This window comes from Paenibacillus sp. FSL R7-0312, from assembly GCF_038004445.1.
In the GTDB taxonomy this organism is placed as follows: domain Bacteria; phylum Bacillota; class Bacilli; order Paenibacillales; family Paenibacillaceae; genus Paenibacillus_AQ.
Window position 1 is genome coordinate 2,991,217 of the sequence record NZ_JBBORE010000001.1, and the last position, 20,247, is coordinate 3,011,463.

General features: G+C 52.6%; 14 protein-coding genes. 12 read left to right on the forward strand and 2 right to left on the reverse strand.

The features are described from left to right. Positions 1-163: 163 nt before the first annotated feature. Positions 164-1,474, reverse strand: coding sequence for a uracil permease (gene uraA, locus MKX70_RS13145; RefSeq protein WP_042238712.1), 1,311 nt, complete (start codon positions 1,472-1,474; stop codon positions 164-166). 308 nt (positions 1,475-1,782) lie between these two features. Between uraA and MKX70_RS13150 the strand changes: the two genes are divergently transcribed. From MKX70_RS13150 to MKX70_RS13195, 10 genes are all read left to right on the forward strand, one after another. Beyond that, positions 1,783-3,963 (forward strand): RelA/SpoT family protein, encoded by a 2,181-nt coding sequence (locus tag MKX70_RS13150; protein ID WP_039294505.1) that lies wholly within the window; start codon positions 1,783-1,785, stop codon positions 3,961-3,963. 43 nt (positions 3,964-4,006) lie between these two features. After that, positions 4,007-4,450 (forward strand): D-aminoacyl-tRNA deacylase, encoded by a 444-nt coding sequence (dtd, locus tag MKX70_RS13155; protein ID WP_042238708.1) that lies wholly within the window; start codon positions 4,007-4,009, stop codon positions 4,448-4,450. Between the two features lie 169 nt (positions 4,451-4,619). Beyond that, positions 4,620-4,775 (forward strand): hypothetical protein, encoded by a 156-nt coding sequence (locus tag MKX70_RS13160; RefSeq protein ID WP_340840158.1) that lies wholly within the window; start codon positions 4,620-4,622, stop codon positions 4,773-4,775. Between the two features lie 162 nt (positions 4,776-4,937). Continuing rightward, entirely contained in the window at positions 4,938-5,444 is a 507-nt protein-coding gene (locus MKX70_RS13165) for a type 1 glutamine amidotransferase domain-containing protein (protein WP_042238705.1), read from the forward strand. A 33-nt stretch (positions 5,445-5,477) separates the two neighbouring features. Beyond that, the gene (locus MKX70_RS13170; RefSeq protein ID WP_042238703.1) at positions 5,478-5,924 is read left to right on the forward strand and encodes a hypothetical protein; all 447 of its coding nucleotides are present in this window, start codon (positions 5,478-5,480) and stop codon (positions 5,922-5,924) included. A gap of 1,040 nt (positions 5,925-6,964) precedes the next feature. Next, positions 6,965-8,218 (forward strand): histidine--tRNA ligase, encoded by a 1,254-nt coding sequence (gene hisS / locus MKX70_RS13175; protein WP_042238702.1) that lies wholly within the window; start codon positions 6,965-6,967, stop codon positions 8,216-8,218. 78 nt (positions 8,219-8,296) lie between these two features. Further along, positions 8,297-10,075, forward strand: coding sequence for an aspartate--tRNA ligase (aspS, locus tag MKX70_RS13180; protein ID WP_042238700.1), 1,779 nt, complete (start codon positions 8,297-8,299; stop codon positions 10,073-10,075). Positions 10,076-10,151: 76 nt separating this feature from the next. Then, positions 10,152-10,910, forward strand: coding sequence for a tRNA threonylcarbamoyladenosine dehydratase (locus MKX70_RS13185; protein WP_042238698.1), 759 nt, complete (start codon positions 10,152-10,154; stop codon positions 10,908-10,910). 254 nt (positions 10,911-11,164) lie between these two features. Next, positions 11,165-12,466: an NCS2 family permease gene (locus MKX70_RS13190; RefSeq protein ID WP_340840159.1), complete on the forward strand. Its 1,302-nt coding sequence runs from the start codon at positions 11,165-11,167 to the stop codon at positions 12,464-12,466. Between the two features lie 116 nt (positions 12,467-12,582). Continuing rightward, a complete protein-coding gene (locus tag MKX70_RS13195; protein ID WP_340840160.1) occupies positions 12,583-14,784 on the forward strand; it encodes a HelD family protein in 2,202 nt (733 codons plus the stop codon). Between the two features lie 1,014 nt (positions 14,785-15,798). Here MKX70_RS13195 and MKX70_RS13200 read toward each other — a convergent pair. Beyond that, positions 15,799-17,814 (reverse strand): methyl-accepting chemotaxis protein, encoded by a 2,016-nt coding sequence (locus MKX70_RS13200; protein WP_340840161.1) that lies wholly within the window; start codon positions 17,812-17,814, stop codon positions 15,799-15,801. Positions 17,815-18,415: 601 nt separating this feature from the next. Between MKX70_RS13200 and MKX70_RS13205 the strand changes: the two genes are divergently transcribed. Then, positions 18,416-18,697, forward strand: a complete 282-nt coding sequence (locus tag MKX70_RS13205) for a CD3324 family protein (protein WP_039294537.1) — start codon at positions 18,416-18,418, stop codon at positions 18,695-18,697. Between the two features lie 187 nt (positions 18,698-18,884). Beyond that, entirely contained in the window at positions 18,885-20,195 is a 1,311-nt protein-coding gene (locus MKX70_RS13210) for a replication-associated recombination protein A (protein WP_042238687.1), read from the forward strand. Positions 20,196-20,247: the final 52 nt, after the last annotated feature.

Sequence of the window (20,247 nt, forward strand, 5' to 3'; positions counted from 1 at the left end):
TTCACCCGGATAACTTTTCCCGGGAAATAAAAAGCGGACTGCTGTCGATTTAAGGACAGCAGTCCGCTTTTTAGATTAAATATGAGAAGCCATTTATATTGCATTTGCAGAGCTGCAAAAGTACTGTATAATCAAGTTTCTTCTATATATAAGTATTCAGGGCTTAATGAGCGGATTTATCTGCTTCCTGTTCATTGGACAAGCCGAGAACTTCAAACAGCTTGAAGAGCAGGGAGAGGAGCATACCGACGATAGTTGCCAATGCCATACCTTTCAGCTGTACACCGCCAACCGTTAATGTGATGCCGCTGATACCCACCACCAGTACCAGAGTAGCCAGAATCATGTTGGTGGCTTTGGAGAAATCGACCTTCTGCTCTACGAAAATACGCAGACCCGATGCGGCAATTACACCGAACAGCAGTAGGGATACACCGCCCATGACCGGCTGCGGGATATTGGCAATGACGGACGAGAACGTACCGGAGAACGAGAGCAGGATGGCAATCACTGCAGCGCCGCCGATTACATATACCGAGTACACCTTGGTCAGCGCCATAACGCCGATATTTTCACCATAAGTGGTATTCGGGGTGGACCCCAGGAATCCGGAGAGTACCGTGGAAATCCCGTTACCCATCAGTGAGCGGTCCAGTCCGGGATCTTTGGTCAGGTCTTTACCGACAATGTTGCTGGTAACCAGCAGGTGGCCGATATGCTCAACGATAACAACAAGCGATACAGGGATGATCGTCAAGATAACCTGCCAGTCGAAGGATGGGGTGATAATCGTTGGGTGGGACAGGAAATGGGCTTCAGAGATAGCACCAGTATTTACCTGACCCAGGATATAAGCGAGTACATAACCGGTAACGATACCGATGAGGATGTGAATGATTTTGGGGAAGCCGCGGAATAACACGGAGCCGAGTACGGTAACGCCAAGCGTGACCATTGACAAGGTAATAGCTTTGCCATCCGGAATCCAGTCTGTGACGGCCACACCTTCAGGAGCAATCAGTCCGGCCATGCGTGCTGCAACAGGAACGAGCTCCAGTCCGATGGTGGCTACGATAGCGCCCATAACTGCCGGAGGAAATACGACATTAATCCAGCCGGTGCCCGCATAACGCACGATCAAAGCGACTAGAATAAAAATAACACCGGTAACAATAAATGCGCCAAGTGCAAGCGAATATCCATGCTCATGATCGTCTGTGTGTTTAGCCAGGACCATAAGTACCGGCGAAATAAAAGCAAAGCTTGAGCCAAGATATGCGGGGATTTTGCCGCGGCAGATCCAAATGTAAAGCAATGTGCCGATACCATTCATCAGCAGGATCATGCCGGGATCTACCCCGAACAGGTTGGGAACAAGCACTGTGCTGCCGAACATGGCGAACAAATGCTGAAGACTCAGGAGGAAACCCGGGCCCCAAGGGAGTCTTTCGTTAACTTGAATTTCGCGTTGCAATGGAGTTCACTTCTCTTTCTGATCTAATTTGATGTAAGCCTGGCGCTAAAAAACCGCCTTTACTAGATTAAATAGATCGGCGCCTTTTTACAACAACATTTTTGCGCGCGCCACAAAATTGTCTTTTCTTGTCCCTTTCCCTTACAGGAATACCACGCTATGGCAAGTGTTGACGTAATCCTCCGTAAGCGTCATAATTATAGACAACTTTAATCTGTGCGTAGTGCAGTTTGGAACATATGGAACCTGCAAATTCTGCACGGCTTGCGGGTTCATTTTATTATAGAAGGGAAACGGATACGACGAGAATGGGCATAGAGCAATTAACCGAAAAGGCCGGCGCCTATATAAAAGAAAAAGATCTTCTCCGCATCCGGGAAGCTTATGAGTTTGCCGATCAGGCTCATCACGGGCAGGTTCGGAAATCGGGGGAGCCATACATTCTGCATCCGCTGGCGGTCGCAGATATTGTCGTCAATATGCAAATGGATGTTATATCTATTATTGCAGCGCTGTTACATGATGTTGTAGAAGATACGACGGTGTCACTGGACCAGATCCGCGCGAAATTTGGCGATACCTGCGCAATGCTGGTGGATGGTCTGACCAAGCTGGAACGCATCCGGTTCCGCTCCAAGGAAGAGCAGCAGAACGAGAATTACCGCAAAATGTTCATCGCTATGGCTCAGGATATCCGGGTCATTGTGATCAAGCTGGCGGACCGTCTGCATAATATGCGCACGCTCAAGTACCAGTCGGAAGAGAGCCAGCGCCGTATTTCCTATGAGACTCTGGAGATTTTTTGTCCCATTGCAGACCGCTTGGGGATCTCTGCGATTAAATGGGAGATGGAGGATATTGCCCTCCGTTATCTGAATCCGCAGCAGTACTACCGGATTGCCAATCTTGTACACAAGAAACGGGCAGAACGTGAGCAGTTTATCGACAGCGTTATCGGGCGAATCCGCGCCAAGCTGGATGAAATGGGCATCGAAGGCGATCTTTCGGGACGCCCGAAGCATATTTACAGTGTCTATAACAAGATGAGCACCAAGAACAAGCAGTTCAACGAAATCTATGATCTGCTGGCCATCCGCATTATCGTCGACAATATTAAGGATTGTTATGCTACGTTAGGAATTATCCATACTCTTTGGAAGCCGATGCCTGGCCGGTTCAAGGATTATATTGCCATGCCCAAGGCGAATATGTATCAGTCTTTGCATACAACGGTAGTGGGTCCGGGCGGGGAGCCTACAGAAGTGCAGATCCGCACCTGGGAGATGCACCGTACTGCTGAATTCGGGATTGCCGCGCATTGGGCGTATAAGGAAGGCAGCAGCAACAATGTGAATCCGGAGAACCGGATGCCATTCTTCCGCGAGATTCTGGAGCTGCAGCATGAAGCCAAGGATGCCGAAGAATTCGTGGAATCGCTCAAAATGGACTTTTTCTCCGACCTCGTCTTCGTGTTCACGCCTAAGGGTGAGGTTGTAGAGCTGCCTGCAGGCTCTGTGCCGCTTGATTTCGCGTTCCGTATCCATACAGAGGTCGGCAACCGGACGATCGGCTCCAAGGTCAACGGGCGCATCGTACCGCTTGACCATAAGCTGAAGACCGGGGATATCGTGGAGATTCTGACCTCGAAGAACTCGTACGGGCCGAGCCGGGACTGGCTGAAGATTGCCCAGTCTTCACATGCACGCAGCAAGATCAAGCAATGGTTCAAGAAGGAGAAGCGGGAAGAGAACGTTGAAAAAGGCCGCGAAGCGATCGAACGCGAGCTGAAGCGCCTCAACGTGGAGATCTCTGACTGGCTGACGGAAGATAAATTGTCAGAAGCGGCGAAGAAATTTGCCTTTAATGATGTAGAGGATATGCTGTCCGCAGTAGGTTTTGGCGGGATTACAGCCGCGCAGATTGCCTCCAAGCTGACCGAGAAGCTGCGTAAGGACCAGGAAGAAGCTGCCGGTCATCTGGAGCTTACTTCAGAGATGAAGGAGATCAAATCCAGCGGAGAGAAGCGCAATCAGCCGACCAACGGCGTGCGCGTTAAGGGGATAGATAATCTGCTTGTACGCTTCGCGCGATGTTGTAATCCCGTGCCGGGCGACGATATTATCGGTTATGTAACCCGCGGACGCGGTGTATCCGTACACCGTGAGGATTGTCCGAACATTCCGGGTGAAGGGGACGGGGAGGAATCAGCCCGCGTCATCGAAGTGGAGTGGGAAGGCAGCATGGAGGCTAACTATAGCGTCGATATTGAGATTACGGGTCATGACCGCAACGGACTGCTGAATGAAGTGCTGCAGGCCGTATCGGAGAGCAAGACCAATATCTCGGCGGTTACCGGACGCTCCGACAAGAACAAGATGGCAATGATTCATATGACGATTCTGATCCGCAACACCGATCATCTGCAGTCTGTGGTGGATAAGGTCAAGCGCGTGAAGGATGTATATACGGTTAACCGCATTATGCAATAAGGCTAAGGCATGAAGGTAACCAGGCAAGGAGCTGAAGGATGTTATGAGAGTGGTTGTGCAGCGCTGCAAGAATTCCAGTGTGACGGTAGACGGAACAGTGACCGGAGCGATTGGAGAGGGCCTGATGCTGCTGGTCGGCGTAACCCATGGAGATACGGAGAAGGATGCCAAGTATTTGGCTGACAAGGTAGCCGGACTGCGGATTTTTGAGGATGACGCCGGTAAAATGAACTTCAGCGTAACGGATGCCGGAGGCAGTGTCCTGTCCGTGTCCCAGTTCACCCTGTACGGGGACTGCCGCAAAGGCCGGCGGCCCAACTTCATGGCTGCGGCGGCTCCGGCGGAGGCAGAGCGGCTCTATGACTACTTCAACCAGGAGCTGCGCAGAGGCGGGCTTCAGGTGGAGACCGGTATTTTTGGAGCGATGATGGACGTCTCCCTGACGAACTGGGGACCGGTTACCCTGCTGCTGGACAGCCGGGGCTAGGCATTGAAAGAGGCGGCAGCAGAACGGACATGATATGCCGGTCTAATTTTACAGCTAGATGTGAGGACTCCACGTTGTGGGGTCTTTTTTGATATAGGATAACGGTCTCCCCTGCTGGATAAACTAGTGATGAACCAATAATATTCACAAGTTGCGGGGAGTCAGTAGCATGAGACAATCACAGAAAGCATGGATATGGAACAGTATACAGGGCCATACGGCGGGGTCGATGACGGAAGCTTCTGCAACGGCAAGAGGAGCCGGGGATCAGAGGGATCTGCCGGTGCTTAAGGGAACAAGCCGCAATCTTCTGCCGCGAACGTAATGAGTGCAGGGAAGGCGGCTTATTTATCTGTTTTTTGGAGCGTACAAATGGTGTTTAGCCGGCGGGAATTTGCGAAACCTGTGAGGGCTCGTTAGAAAGCCGGGGAATGCGGGTAATAGAATGACGAGAACAGAATAGCGTAGAGAGGAGAAATTAATCTCAATGAGTAAAGTAGCATTTCTGCTCGCTAATGGTTTTGAAGATTCCGAAATGAAGGTGCCTTATGAAGAAGTGCTGCAGGCAGGACATCAGGCAGAGATTATTGGTCTGAAGAAAAATGAGACTCTGCTCGGTAAAAAAGGCAGCGTGTCTTATGCCGCCGATAAAGCGGTCAGCGAGGTGAAAGCCGGAGATTATGATGCTGTAGTCATCCCGGGCGGATCTTCGCCGGAGAACCTTCGTCTTGACCAGGATATCCTGCAATTTGTAAAAGATGCGGACAATGCCGGCAAGCCTATAGCTGCTATCTGTCACGGGCCGCAGATTCTGATCAGTGCCGGTCTGGTACAAGGCCGTACGCTTACCTCCTACCCTCCGCTGAAGGATGATCTCATCAATGCTGGTGCGGAATTCAAGGATGAAGAGGTCGTCGTGGACGGCAATTATATTACTTCACGCACACCCAAGGATGAGCCCGCATTTGTGCGTGAGCTGCTTAAGGTGTTGTAATACATTTAAACAAACCACTGGGAGGGATTTACAATGACTAAAAGAATCCAAGCCTATTTCAGCACGGAAGATGCAGCGGAAGGTGCCAAGACTGCACTGATTCCATACGGTGTGGAAGGAATTGAAGTGTCGGCACTGACGGATCCTCTGGATACCGGCGGAAACAACCGCCGCAATATTCTGATGCCGCTGGCTCCCTATAATACTTCGGCTACAGCTGCCGGAGGGGTCTACGCAGCAGGGGGCGCGACAGGGCCGCTTACAGGAGCAGCCATTGTGCCTGGAGTTACTGTTGATGATGATCTGGGCCGGACAGATGATGAACGAACGGCGGGTGAGGTTCACAGGGACTCTGATTTGACAAACAGTGATCTGGAGAACCTGCATTACGTCATGGATCTCAAAGTGGCTGAGAATCATTACAATGAGGTTGTGGAGGTTCTGCGCGGCAAGCAGGCCTATGTGGAGATTTTTGATTAAGCAGAAGGCTCTGCTTAATCCGGGTAACCAATTCAGCTCCAGTCCTCCCCTAAGGAGGGGCTGGAGCTATTTATTTGCCCGCAGGGAAGCGGGAAGGGCATGAATTCTCTAGACAGGGAATAGGGTTGTAGTGTAACCTAATTTGTAGAGTTCAGGCACAGGCATGTACGACTCAATAAAACGCTTTCTTTTCTGTAATGCAACTGTAATATTACATTCATGATTCCTTAATATAGCGTGTTTATAATAGAAGCATGACCCCCTTTTTTATAATATATGATGATGGACCTGCAGCAATCGGCTGCAGGTCATTTTTTTTGAAATCTAAGAATTTACATGCTTCGCGCTATAAATAGCTCGAAATGAGGCATCTCTGGACGCATAACGGAATCTGAGTCCGCTTGCCCCGCGAATTCGCCGGATTTGTTCAAATAGCGGAATCTCATTCCTCCTGTCGGGCAGTAACCTGAGGAGCTGCGCCCAGTACTTGCGCAGGCCATGTGCGCTTGCGCTGCTCCAGCTGACTCACCCTGGCTGCGAGCCGGGATACAAACTGAACTCAATTCATTCCTTGACTTTAGCGCAGTGGTTCAGTAGAATCTAACAATATACGGTATGTTATATTGTTTTGATGACGGGACCAAGTAATCCGTAACCCACAACCCCAGAGAGGAATCCCGCTGATCCGGCGGCTGTCCAAGTGATGGACGGCAACACCTGATCCGCACGGCTGTAAGGATTCTGTTGATGAACGGATGAATGACCTCCCCGAGAACGCACGGCGAAAGCAGGCAGCAGCAGGTTGCCTAGAGTCAGTAGCCGATTGCGCGTAGGCGGGCGTTAACCGCTTAGAGCGGATTTGGAGCAGCATAGCTGCTTAAGTCCGGAATGTGGGTGGTACCACGGGTGAATTATTGGTTATGATAATCCCTCGTCCCTGTTTGTAATTAAACAGGGCGGGGGATTTTTTGTTGTTTTTAGAAGCAGAGACAATGGGTTCCATGAGGAACAAGAGGGGTTATTTTCAGGAGGGATAGGCTGTGGCTAAAGAAAGATTCGAGAAACCAACCGGTACGCAGGATGTGCTTCCGGGTGCAGTAGAGAAATGGCAGTACGTTGAGGGCAAAGCAAGAGATCTCTGCCGCCGCTTCAACTACCGGGAGATCCGCACACCGCTGTTCGAGCACACCGGGCTGTTTGAGCGTGGTGTAGGCGAGACAACGGATATTGTAGAAGGGGAAATGTATACCTTCAAGGACAAAGGCGACCGCGATCTGGCACTGCGTCCCGAAGGGACAGCAGGTGTCGTACGGGCGTACGTGCAGAACAAGCTCTATGGTGAGCCGGATGTCAGCAAGCTGTATTATATCGGCCCGATGTTCCGCTACGAACGTCCGCAGGCAGGCAGATACCGCCAGTTCCACCAATTCGGCATCGAAGCCTTCGGTGCAGTGGACCCGGCAATCGATGCGGAAGTGATTTCGCTCGGGTACCAGTTCTATCTTGATCTGGGGCTGAAGGATGTGAGAGTGGAGCTGAATTCCGTGGGCAACGCGCCTAGCCGCGCGGCGTACCGGGAGAAGCTGCTGGATTTCCTGAGACCGATGAGAGAGAGCCTGTGCAGCGACTGCCAGCGCCGGATGGAGCGTAATCCGCTGCGCGTGCTGGACTGCAAGGTCGATCAGGATAAATTCGGCGGTGCCCCGTCAATTCTGGACAGTCTGGATGAGGAGTGCACAGAGCATTTTGCCAAGGTGAAAGGCCATTTGGACGTGATGGGCGTGGAGTACAGCATTAACCCCCGTCTGGTACGCGGCCTGGATTATTACACGCATACAGCGTTTGAGTATAAAGCGGCAGGCATCGGCTCCATCGACACGGTGGGCGGCGGCGGCCGGTATAACGGCCTAGTGGAAGAGATCGGCGGACCGGATCAGCCGGGTATCGGTTTCGGGATCGGCCTTGAGCGTATTCTGCTGATTCTGGAGAATCAGGGGGTTGAGCTGGAAGCAGTGAAGCCGCTGGATGTGTACTTTGTCGCACTTGGTGAAGCCGCAGATCTGGAGATCACGAAGCAGCTGTTCCATCTGCGCAGCCTGGGCTTCTCCGCAGAACGCGATTATCTGGGGCGGAAGATGAAGGCACAGATGAAGTCGGCGGACCGCATGTCGGCCCGGTATACGGCGATTCTTGGCGAAGACGAGCTGAACAGCGGCGTGATCGCCCTGAAGTCGATGGAAACCGGCGAGCAGCGGACCGTCAAGCTGGAAGAGCTGGCGCAGGCGCTGAAATAGAATTTAAGTATGGATATATCCGCGAGCAAGCGGCAGTCAATTACATGTAATTTTAACCATGAAGGGGTAGGATAAAAGATGACCAGAAGCCATAACTGTGGACAATTAACAACGGCGAGCATCGGCGAGACAGTAACACTGAACGGTTGGGTGCAGACCCGCCGTGACCTTGGGGGCGTGCTGTTTATTGACCTGCGCGACCGCACAGGGATTGTACAGATTGTATTCAACCCCGACTATTCCGGAGAAGCGCTGCAGATTGCCGATAAGGTGCGCAGTGAATACGTGCTTGCCGTAACGGGTAAAGTGGTTAAACGGGATGATGAAACCATCAACCGCAACCTGCCGACCGGCGAGATTGAAGTGCAGATTACAGATATTGAAGTATTGAATGCTGCCAAGACGCCTCCGTTCTTCATCGAAGACGGTGTGGAAGTGGATGAATCGCTGCGGATGAAATACCGTTACCTGGATCTGCGCCGTCCGGAAATGCACAAGACGCTGCTGCTCCGTTCAAAAGCGGCCAAGATCTTCCGCGACTTCCTGGACAGCGAAGGCTTCATCGATGTGGAAACGCCGATTCTGACCAAAAGCTCACCGGAAGGCGCACGTGATTATCTCGTGCCAAGCCGTGTGCATGAAGGGGAATTCTTCGCGCTTCCGCAGTCTCCGCAGATCTATAAGCAGCTGCTGATGGTCGGCGGCATCGAGCGTTATTACCAGATGGCCCGCTGTTTCCGCGATGAGGATCTGCGCGCAGACCGCCAGCCTGAATTCACCCAGTTCGACATCGAGACCTCCTTCATGCCGCAGGATGAATTGCTGTCCATGATGGAAACCCTGATGCAGCGACTGCTGAAGGAAACCATTGGTGTCGAGGTTGCTACTCCGTTCCAGCGGCTGACCTATGCTGAAGCTATCGGCAAATACGGCTCGGACAAGCCTGACCTGCGGTTTGGCCTGGAACTGGTAGAGATGAACGATATCGTTGCTGCCAGCGGTGTGAAGGTGTTCGCTTCCGTGATCGAAAAAGGCGGAGAAGTGAAATGCCTTAACGCCAAGGGCTGCGGCACTTGGACCCGTAAGGAAATTGATGATCTCGGACCTTACGCTGCACGTTACGGCGCCAAAGGCCTGGCCTGGATTCAAGTGAAAGACGGCGAGTTCAAAGGACCGATTGTGAAGTTCTTCTCCGAAGAAGAAATTGCCGCCGTGAAGGAACGCACGGGTGCTGAAGAAGGCGACCTGCTGCTCTTCTCCGCCGACACTAAGAAGGTCGTTGCCGATGTACTCGGCGCACTCCGCCTGAAGATCGGCCGTCAGCTTGGCCTGATCGACGACAGTGTGTTCAAATTCGCCTGGGTTACAGAGTTCCCGCTGCTCAGCTATGACGAAGACCAGAAGCGCTACATGGCGGAGCATCATCCGTTCACACGCCCGATGGATGAAGACCTCCATCTCTTCGATACGGATCCGGGCGCGATCCGCGCACAGGCTTATGACATCGTGCTTAACGGCTACGAGGTGGGCGGCGGCTCCCAGCGTATCTACAAACGTGAGGTTCAGGAGAAAATGTTCGAAGCTCTCGGCTTCACACAGGAACTCGCGTATGAGAAATTCGGCTACCTCATGGATGCCTTCGAATACGGCACGCCTCCGCACGGCGGGATTGCCTTCGGCTTCGACCGTCTGATCATGCTGCTGGCCGGACGCACGAACCTGCGTGAAACCATTGCCTTCCCTAAGACCGCAAGTGCAACCGACCTGCTGATGGACGCTCCGTCCCCGGTAGATGCTATACAGCTCGAGCAGCTGCATATCAAATTGGCGCCAAAACCGGAAAAAGAAAAGAAATAAAACATAAATGGCTGACGGGGCATAGAGCGGACTTAAGCGACTATGCCCCGCAGGCTTGTTAAAGGAGGCTGACATCATGCTGAATCAGTTCTCGCGTACGGAACTGGCGATCGGACCGGAAGGTCTCGAGATCATGAAGAACAGCACAGTGGCTGTGCTGGGGATTGGCGGAGTGGGAGCGATGGCTGTAGAGGCCCTCGCCCGTACTGGTATCGGACGTATCATCCTGATTGATAAGGATTCGGTCGATATCACCAATATTAACCGCCAGATCCATGCGCTGACGACGACGATCGGCCAGAACAAAACCGATCTGATGGTGGACCGCGTCAAGCTGATCAACCCGGACTGCGAAGCGATTGCCCTAAACATGTTCTATACCGAAGAGACCTATGAGGAGCTGTTCAAATACAAGCTGGATTATGTCATTGATGCTTCGGATACGATTATCTACAAAATACATCTGATCAAGGAATGTCTGACCCGGAAGATCCCGTTGATCTCCAGCATGGGAGCGGCGAATAAGATGGACCCTACCCGTTTCCAGGTAGCCGATATTTCCAAGACGAGTATGGACCCGATTGCGCGGGTGATCCGCACAAAGCTGCGCAAGGAAGGGATCAAGAAAGGCGTTAAGGTTGTATTCTCGACCGAAAAGCCTGTGAAGCCGCGCGAGGATGTCACCGAGCAGATTGTTCCTGCCAATGCGCCGGACCGGCGCAAAGCGAAGCAGCCTCCGGCCAGTACGTCCTTCGTGCCTCCGGTAGTCGGTCTGATTATGGTTAGTGTTACGGTACGTGATTTGCTGGAAACCGGCGGTATCACGTTTGAATAAGGGTTTGACAGGATTCAAGGGCGTGCAGCTGATTCCCCGCTGCATGCCCTTTTATTGCTGCCTGGAGCAGCATACTCGTGAGATGGCTGATTACAGATCAGACAAACGGGGTAATAGCCAGCGGAACTTAACATCATAATATAAGAAAACTTAAGAATGGAGCAGTGGGGCTGCAATTAATACCTGATCTTAAGGCATTATTGAAGCATCTGTATAACATTCTTAAGTTCAGGTTCTATAGTGGAGGTTTTTAGATGAAATCGAATTTTTGGCGGAATAGCGTGGGACTTACGCCGGGCGACAACTGGAAACGGGAGTGGGCGGCAGGCATCCTATCGTATTTCGCTTCGGTATATATTGTTATGGTCAATGCGGCGATTCTGCATGATGCAGGCATGCCGCTGCGGGCGGGGATGGTGGCCACACTGCTGACAGCGATTACAGGCTGTCTGCTGATGGCTTTTGGCGGGAAAACGCCGATTGTCGTCGTCCCGGGCATGGGCATCAATGCCTTTTTCACCTATACATTGGTGCATTCCATGAAGCTGCATTGGCGTGAGGCGCTTGCCGTTGTTGTGGTGACGGGTGTGCTGTTCGCTATTGTAGCGTTCACTTCGCTCTACCGCATACTGAGTGATGCCATACCCCATAATCTGCAGCATGCGATAACTGTCGGAATCGGTCTGTTTCTGACGTTTATCGGCCTGCAAAAAAGCGGGATTGTCATTGCCCATGCCACGACATTTGTCGCCATCGGGCATTTCAGCGATCCTGCGGTCATTACCTCGGTGGTGACGCTGCTGCTCGCCCTGGTCCTGTTCATCCGCGGCACACGCGGCGGCCTGCTGATCAGCATGCTGGCGGGGACAGGCCTGGCCTACCTGCTGGGAGCGGCTCATGCGCCTGAGAATACCGAATCCGGACATGTGTTCAGCGGATATGGCGATGTGTTCGCCAGTATGCAATGGAGCGGATTCATCAGCCTGGTCTTCTGGATCGCCGTATTCCTGCTGCTGCTGATCGTTGTCTTCGAGAACATCGGCCTGATCTCCTCGCAGACGCTGATGATAGGCCGTCCGGAACGCTTCAAAAGCAGTCTGCGGGCGCTATCCATCGCTAACATCGCGGCAGGCCTGTTCGGCAGCAGTCCCGTAGTAGCCGCTGCCGAATCTACAGCCGGCATCGCTGCCGGCGGACGCACCGGCTTAACCTCGCTCGTCACCGGTCTCTTGTTCGGGGCGACATTCCTGTTCATTCCGCTGCTGGCTTATGTGCCGGACAGCGCAATTGCGCCGATTCTGATCGTGATCGGCGGACTTATGGTCCAGAGTGTGCGCGAGATGGATCTCAGCGACATGACGGAGCTGTTCCCCGCATTTCTGATTATGGTGATGATTCCATTCACCTACAGCATCGTGGACGGGATGGCGTTTGGGTTCATCACTTACCCGGTTGTGAAGCTGGCTACAGGCAAAGGCAAGGACGTCCCGCCGGCGCTGTACGGGATTGCCGGGCTGTTCGTAGCGAACTTTGTGCTCCATGCGCTGATGGGCTAAATGCGCCTCATATAGGGCAGGTGAGCCGTTCTATACGGCAGTTTGAAATATATGGCTTTCCCTGTCCTGTTGTGATATGATGTACTGCTCACATCACTTTTAGGAGGTAACTGAAATTGGAAGACAACTTTCAAAGTGCCTATCAAGAGGAAGAAGACAGGCTGAACCACGCGCTTATAGAGATTGACTCTACCCTTGAGCGGTTGCGCAGCACTCCGGTGTACACGGGACACGAGTATACGGAACAAGTGCTGGAGGACTCCAGGGAACAGAGGCGCAAAGATCTTGCCAAGCTTAGGCAGGAGCCTTATTTCGGACGGCTTGATTTTCAGGGCAATGACGAGGAAGAACGCAAGGCACTTTATATTGGTAAAATCGGCGTAGACCGTGAGCAGGTAAGCGACCGTCCGCTGGTCATTGACTGGCGGGCACCGGTGGCAAGCCTGTTCTATTCGTTTACAGGAGGGACAGAAGCGGCCTCCTATGAAGCACCGGAAGGGCTGATTGAAGGGCTCGTCTACCTCAAACGCAACGTGGTCATCCGCAAGCAGATTCTGGAGCGGGTTGCGGATACGTATAACCGCGACAGTGATGCGCCGGCGGTGTCGGATGAATTCCTGGTGTACCGGCTCGGTGAGAACAAGGACAACCGGCTGCGTGATATCGTCTCGACGATCCAGGAGGAGCAGGACAAGATTATCCGGGCAGCGAAGAACACGGCGCTGATTATTCAAGGGGTAGCGGGAAGCGGTAAAACCACCGTCGCGCTGCACCGGCTGGCTTTTTTATTGTACCAATACAAGGATCAGGTCTCGGCGGAGAAAATGATTATTTTCGCTCCGAACCGGATGTTCCTGGATTATATTTCAGATGTGCTGCCGGAGCTCGGTGTCGGCAATATTGCCCAGAGCACCTTCCCGGACTGGGCTGCGGATGTTCTGGGTGTGACCTTGCCGGAGCAGGATGCTTCGGAAACGATGAACCGCTGGTTTGAAACGGCTGGAGCGATGCCCGTTATTACAGAAGAGACCCCGGGACGCTTCAAAGGCTCCACGGTGCTGATGAGTGTCATTGAATCCAGCATTAAGCTGCTGGAGACCAGCGCCGTGCCTGAAGGGGATTTCAGCCCGTGGGACGGGGCTGTGCTGCGCCGCTCGATGATTCTGCGCTGGCATAATGAAGAATACGCTCCGTATCCGCCGGCCAAACGCAAGGAACGCGTGATGGCGCGGATTCACCGCTGGATCGAGATGGAGCTGAAGAAGAGCCCGTCGGCCGCTGCGCTGAAGGACCGTAAGAAAAAAGGCGCAGCCCGCGAGAAGGCTTACAGCGCCAAGTGGCCGAAATATGATCCGCTGGCTATCTACAAGCAGATATTCCGCGCGGCGAAGACTCCGGAGGACTGGCCGGCTGAGGCGCCGGAAGAAATTCCGCAGGCTGTATTGAAGGAAACGGTGAAAGAGCTGAAGAAAGGCATTTTGCGCGAAGAGGATCTTCCGCCGCTGCTCTATATCCATTATCTTTTGAACGGCAATGAGGGAACCGAACGCTTCGATCATATTGTTATTGACGAAGCGCAGGATTTCTCCCCGTTCCAGATTGCCGTGCTGGATTTGTATGTGAAGGGCCATTCCTTCACGATTCTGGGTGACTTGTCCCAGGGGATTCATGCCTATAAAGGGGTACATGAGTGGAAAGAAATGCAGACGCTGTTTGCCGAGGAGTATACCGCGTATCACGCGCTTACCCGCAGCTACCGTTCAACGATGGAGATTATTGAATTCGCCAACGGCATTCTGTCCGCTGGCGTCGGCAGCGAGCTGCTGGCCGTGCCGGTCTTCCGCAGCGGTAATCCTGTGCGGCTGATTTCCTATGAGGATGCGCAGCCGGAACCGGCTGCAGGCGGCAGCCAGCGGCTCAGCGCTGTCAGAAGCGCCCTGTCATCGCTCTCCGGGCGCGAATACCGCACTGTGGCTGTATTGACCCGTAGCCTGCGGGAAGCCGCTGAGCTGTACGCTGAGCTTGCCGGACAGTTCGAGGATATTCATCTCATTGACGGCAGCATCACCGAATACCGCGGCGGCTTGTCCATACTGCCTGTATATTTGTCCAAGGGACTGGAGTTCGATGCCGTCATCCTGGCGGACGCGGATAGCGCGCATTATGGAGGGGCGGCCTGGGACGCCAAGCTGATGTATGTAGGCTGTACACGTGCCCTGCATGAGCTGTGGCTGCTGCATAATGGCGGGCTTCCGGCTTACGTGCAGCTGCTTGGAGACGAGACGGTCTCCGGCTGGCCGGTACCCGAAGGGAATTAAGGTTTACATTATCTTGGGTAAGGGCAGCCCCTGTTTTGGAATGGGATAGAGGGTTGCGCTTGGTGAGAACACTCGGCAAACGGAACGTTATTCCAGTCGATCCCTGGTCCAGATTTTTTAAATTCCCTTAGCGGTGAAAATCCATACACAAGGCGACCGCTAACGCTTTTCCGAGGGTCGTCCTGTCCGATCCACTGTTTAAGCGGGAAACGTGTGCAATCTTAATAAACGCAAAAAAGAAACCTCTCTTTGGTGAAATGTGTTCAACCATTTCAAAGGAGAGGTTTTTTTGTACATATATAAGGATTTATTTGTTTCACTCCATCAATTATTCGGAAGCCGCCGGGAGTCGGCACACGGTAAGATCAAAGGGATCAATCCTTCTGATTTTGCCGAGTGTGGCTGAAGGAGAGTAATGAAGAGCATTAATGCCCCTGAATTCACTGGACGGGTGCCGAATGAGCAAATGAGGGGCATAAGTGCCCCTGAATTCACTGGACGGGTGCCAAATGAGCAAATGAGGAGCATTAGTGCCCCTGAATTCACTGGAAGCGGGCCGAATGAGCAAATGAGGGGCATAAGTGCCCCTGAATTCACTGGAAGCGGGCCAAATGAGCAAATGGGGGGCATAAGTGCCCCTGAAATCACTGGATGCGGGCAAAATGAGCAAATGAGGGGCATAAGTGCCCCTGAATTCACTGGACTGGTGCCAAATGAGCAAATGAGGAGCATTAGTGCCCCTGAATTCATTGGAAGCAGGCCAAATGAGCAAATGGGGGGCATAAGTGCCCCAGAAATCACTGGATGCGGGCAAAATGAGCAAATGAGGGGCATAAGTGCCCCAGAAATCACTGGATGCGGGCAAAATGAGCAAATGAGGGGCATAAGTGCCCCTGAATTCATTGGAAGCAGGCCAAATGAGCAAATGAGGAGCATTAGTGCCCCTGAATTCACTGGAAGCGGGCCGAATGAGCAAATGAGGGGCATAAGTGCTCCTCATTACGCCGTATGCCCTTAAGCCTTGCCCTTCGGCTCGAAGTGAAACCGTTCCACCTGTCCCTGCATATCCGATGCCATGGCGGAGAGCGCAGCGGAAGATGAAGTGATCTCCTCCATGGAAGCAAGCTGCTCTTCCGTCGCTGCTGTGACACTTTGGAAGGATTCGAGCGCCGCCTGGGCGATCTTGGCCATCTCCTGAACAGACGCTGCTACTTCTGCGCTGCTGGCTGACATTTGCTCGGTGATCGCGGATACTTCATGAATTTGCTCGCCTACATGCCGGGTGGACTGCTCGATCTGGCGGAAGGCCTCGCTGGCTTCCTGTGTAAGCTCCATTCCTTGCTCCACATCTCCAACCACTTTATGCCGCATCACATCATAGGCACTGGCAATCAGGTCCACCATCTCAGAGATCGTCTCATGGATTTGTCCTGCACTGACATTGGAAGCTTCGGACAGCTTGCGCACTTCACCGGCGACTACAGCGAAGCCTCTGCCGTGTTCTCCGGCCCGTGCAGCTTCAATGCCCGCATTCAGCGACAAGAGATTGGTCTGCTTGGCAATGGCAGAGATGGCCGTGCTGGTCTCCGCCACCTTGGCACTTAATCCGTTAAGCTCAGCAATCAGCGTACCGGACTGGTGTACGGATTCGCGGATCGTCTTCATTTGTTCTCCGACATGCTGCATCTTGGCACTGCCGGTGGAGACATCCTGTTCCGTCTGTACTGCGGCGCTGACAATCATCTCTGAGGCGGAGGCGATTTTTTGAATGCCGGTTGACATTTCATCCATCGTTATGGCCACCTCGGCGGAAGCATAAGCCTGGGTTTCCACACCACGGGTGGATTCCTCGACCAGCTCGGTCACGTATTCGACCGCTTTGCTGTTCTCGCCGGTGCTGGCTGTCAGCTGTTCACTGGCTGCCGCCAGGTGGCCAGACGTTTCAGCGACCTCCTGAACCATTTTGCGGAGCGAAGACACCATTTCATTATAATTGCCGGCCAGCTGACCGATCTCATCTTTGCGGTTTGTCTCCACAGACTCATCCAGATAACCTTCGCTTACCCGTTTGGCTGAACGGTTCAAGCGTTCCACAGCGCCGGTAATGCGGCGGATGATAAGGAACGTTACGATCGAAGCAAGCAGCAGAGAGACGACAAGGACGATACCTGATTTGTACAGAATCGGATATACAGCCTTGGTGTATTCATTCTCCGGCAGCACGCCGGCCATTTTGAATCCGGTCAGCTCGTTCGTAATGTAGAAGCCGTCCATTTGTGTATTGGCTGTATCGTCCTTGTAGGAGATTTTTCCTGCTGGGCCTTTGCCCATTTCAGCCAGCATCTGGCTTGTTGCTTCAGAGGCCACCTCCATGGTGGGGTGATAGATTACCTTGTTATTGCCGTCTAGAATATATACATAGCCGCTGTCACCCAGACTGACGTTCTTGGTCAGCTCCATGAGCTCGTTCATGCTGATGCTGATTGTAACGGCCCCCTTACCGTCCGGCAAAGCCCGGGAAACCGGCAGGATATAGCTGTTTGTCACTTTGGAGAAAATAGGGTCAATAACCGATGTGCTCTCCGGTGTCTTTAGTGCATCTATGTACCAGTCGCGCGTACGGGGATCATAATCCTCCGGCTGTGAATCCGGAGCGAACATGTATTTACCCTGGTCGTTGCCCAGAGCTATGATATCCACTTCCGGATGCTCCAGCTTGAATTTGTCGAGCAAACTGCGTGCTTTTGCAGGGTTGCCCGTGAGATCAGTGCTGCTAATCTGGTAGGCGAGCTCGTTGACGCCTGCACTCTCCAGCTGGATTAATTGCGAGAGGGTTTTATTGAGAATATGAATGCTTGAGTTTGTGGTTTCTTCCATTTTGGAGCGCAAGGCCGACTCTGAGGTTTCCGTGGATATGACAACCAGGGCAAGGGAGGGAAGCACAATAGCTATGATGATTAGCAGCATCAATTCAGTTCTCAGCTTGGTGATGTGAAATACACGCTTTAAGGGATTCCGTGGGGTTGTCATAGAAGGTTCCTCCTGAATTTCTGAATGGATGGGGTTAAATTAAGTTCCATATCTCGAAGTAAATAGATAATTTAATATATATTTCGACATTAATCGACTAAAAATTAGTTTTTCGTCAAAATTTTTTTGACTGAAATTAACGCTATGCCTTCCTCCTGAAAGTTATGATTAACGTGAGCTCAAGGTGGAGAACGATTATAACTATTCTTGAACTTGTAACCTGCGGATACCTGTGGCTTAATAATAAGTGTCCGGCCGGGCAAGATTACTTCTGGAAGGAGGCTGATGGCAATGTTTTCAGAATACGAGGTGGTTTCCGTCTAAGACGGAAGCCTGTTTAAGGGGAGGCCGCGAGGCCTCCTTATGTATAGATAGCGGCTATATATTTCAGGCTTAGCTAAAATATATAGAAGTACACTGACAAACCACTGATAGGGTACTGATAAACAATGAATGTAGACGCTAACCGCAGGGTTTAATATAATGAATTTAGGTTATTTACCAAATTTGAGGAGAAGAAAGGAGGCAGGTGGCATGATTATCAAGAACAGCGCAGTGATCGGACTTAACGGAACACACCTGTTGAAGGAGGAACCAGAACGTGAGTTACGTAAATGGAAAGGATGTGCTCCCCCCGGGATTGCTCGAAGAGCTACAGGGCTACATCCAGGGTGAATTGCTATACATCCCGAAGAAGACGGAAGAGCGGGTACGATGGGGCGAGAACAGCGGCTCCCGGCAAGAAATTGCGAACCGCAATGAAGAGATCTTCTGTAGTCACAGCAGTGGCTGCTCGGTGAACGAGCTGCAGAAGAGATATCATTTATCCGAAGAAAGCATCCGCAAAATCATTTCAAAAATGCGGCTGGCGCTGAACAGCTAGCCTGAATATTTGAAACAACCCCACAACATATAAGTTCTAAGAATAGAACAAAGAGCATGCTCCCGCCGGTGATGGCGAGGTCATGCTCTTTTTAATGAAAGCTGCGGGTATGGTATGATAGAAGGCAGCCAGTTATTTCTATCGAAGAAATAGCAAAATACCAGATTACTAGCAAGGAAGTGGAGTTATGGATTTATTCTCGCTGGGTGAAGATAACGGGAATGGGAGCGGAAGGCTGCTTGCAGACCGGATGCGGCCCGTGAATCTCGATGAATATATTGGACAGGAGCATATTGTAGGCCGCGGCAAGCTGCTGCGCAGAGCCATAGAGGCCGATCAGGTCTCTTCTATATTGCTGTATGGGCCTCCGGGCTGCGGCAAAACAACCTTGGCTCATATCATATCGCATCATACCCAAGGTGAATTTGTCCGGCTGAACGCGGTGGAAGCCTCGGTGAAGGATGTCCGCGAGGTTATTGAACGCGCCCAGAGCAACAAGGCGCTGTATGGATCGAAGACGATTCTGTTTCTGGACGAGGTACACCGTTTCAACAGCTCCCGGCAGGATGCGCTGCTGCCGGCGGTGGAGAAGGGAACGATTACCTTCATAGGCGCAACGACGGAGAATCCGTTCCATTATGTGAACGGGGCGCTTATGAGCCGCTCCACGCTGTTCCAGCTGGAGTCTCTGACCAGCGAGCACAGCCTGATTGCCATGAAGCGGGCGCTCGCCGATGAGCAGCGGGGCCTGGGGTTCATGGATCTGAAGGCGGATGAGGACGCGCTGCAGCATATTGCCACGATGGCTAACGGCGATATCCGGCGCGCCTTGAACGCGCTGGAGCTGGCAGCGATGACCACTGCCCCGGAGAGCAACGGCAGCGTGCATATCACACTGGAGGTGGCGGAGGAGTCCATCCGCCGGCCAATTGTCAAAGCGGACGAGTCTACGCAGTATGATGTGGTGTCCGCTTTTCACAAAAGCATCCGCGGCTCCAGCGACGCCGCCCTGTTCTGGTTCCTCTACGCGGTGGAGAAGCTCGGCATGGACCCGATGACCTTCATCCGCCGTCTGATCGCCGCGAGCAGCGAGGATATTGGCCTGGCTAACCCGCAGGCGATGGTCCAGGCCGTCAGTGCGCTGGATGCCTACCGCAATAACGGCTGGCCGGAGGCCAAGCTGAATATCGCCCAGGCGATCCTGTTTGCGGTGGAGAGCCCGAAATCAAACGGCGTGGTGATGGCAATCGCGAACGTCATGGATAGCCTGGAGGATCTGAAGTCGGCTGAGGTGCCGCTGCATTTGCGGGATACACATTATAAAGGCGCAGCCCAGCTGGGGCATGAGGGATACCAGTATCCCCATAATTTCCCCGGTCACTATGTGAAGCAGGACTATCTTCCGAAGGCGATCTCCCGGAGGGTGTTCTATCAGGCGACCGAGCAGGGCAACGAGGCGAAGATCCGCCATAACCAGCAGCTGCGGCGCGGGCAATAGTGCCTCACTCAGATGCATGGGAAGACCAATAAATGATGAGAAGTAAAGGGAG

Bases quoted from the DNA above. Each gene is read 5' to 3' on its own strand.
- MKX70_RS13150 (WP_039294505.1), top strand. From the start codon at position 1,783: ATGGGCATAGAGCAATTAACCGAAAAGGCCGGCGCCTATATAAAAGAA.
- dtd (WP_042238708.1), top strand. From the start codon at position 4,007: ATGAGAGTGGTTGTGCAGCGCTGCAAGAATTCCAGTGTGACGGTAGAC.
- MKX70_RS13160 (WP_340840158.1), top strand. From the start codon at position 4,620: ATGAGACAATCACAGAAAGCATGGATATGGAACAGTATACAGGGCCAT.
- MKX70_RS13165 (WP_042238705.1), top strand. From the start codon at position 4,938: ATGAGTAAAGTAGCATTTCTGCTCGCTAATGGTTTTGAAGATTCCGAA.
- MKX70_RS13170 (WP_042238703.1), top strand. From the start codon at position 5,478: ATGACTAAAAGAATCCAAGCCTATTTCAGCACGGAAGATGCAGCGGAA.
- aspS (WP_042238700.1), top strand. From the start codon at position 8,297: ATGACCAGAAGCCATAACTGTGGACAATTAACAACGGCGAGCATCGGC.
- MKX70_RS13185 (WP_042238698.1), top strand. From the start codon at position 10,152: ATGCTGAATCAGTTCTCGCGTACGGAACTGGCGATCGGACCGGAAGGT.
- MKX70_RS13190 (WP_340840159.1), top strand. From the start codon at position 11,165: ATGAAATCGAATTTTTGGCGGAATAGCGTGGGACTTACGCCGGGCGAC.
- MKX70_RS13200 (WP_340840161.1), bottom strand. From the start codon at position 17,814: ATGACAACCCCACGGAATCCCTTAAAGCGTGTATTTCACATCACCAAG.
- MKX70_RS13210 (WP_042238687.1), top strand. From the start codon at position 18,885: ATGGATTTATTCTCGCTGGGTGAAGATAACGGGAATGGGAGCGGAAGG.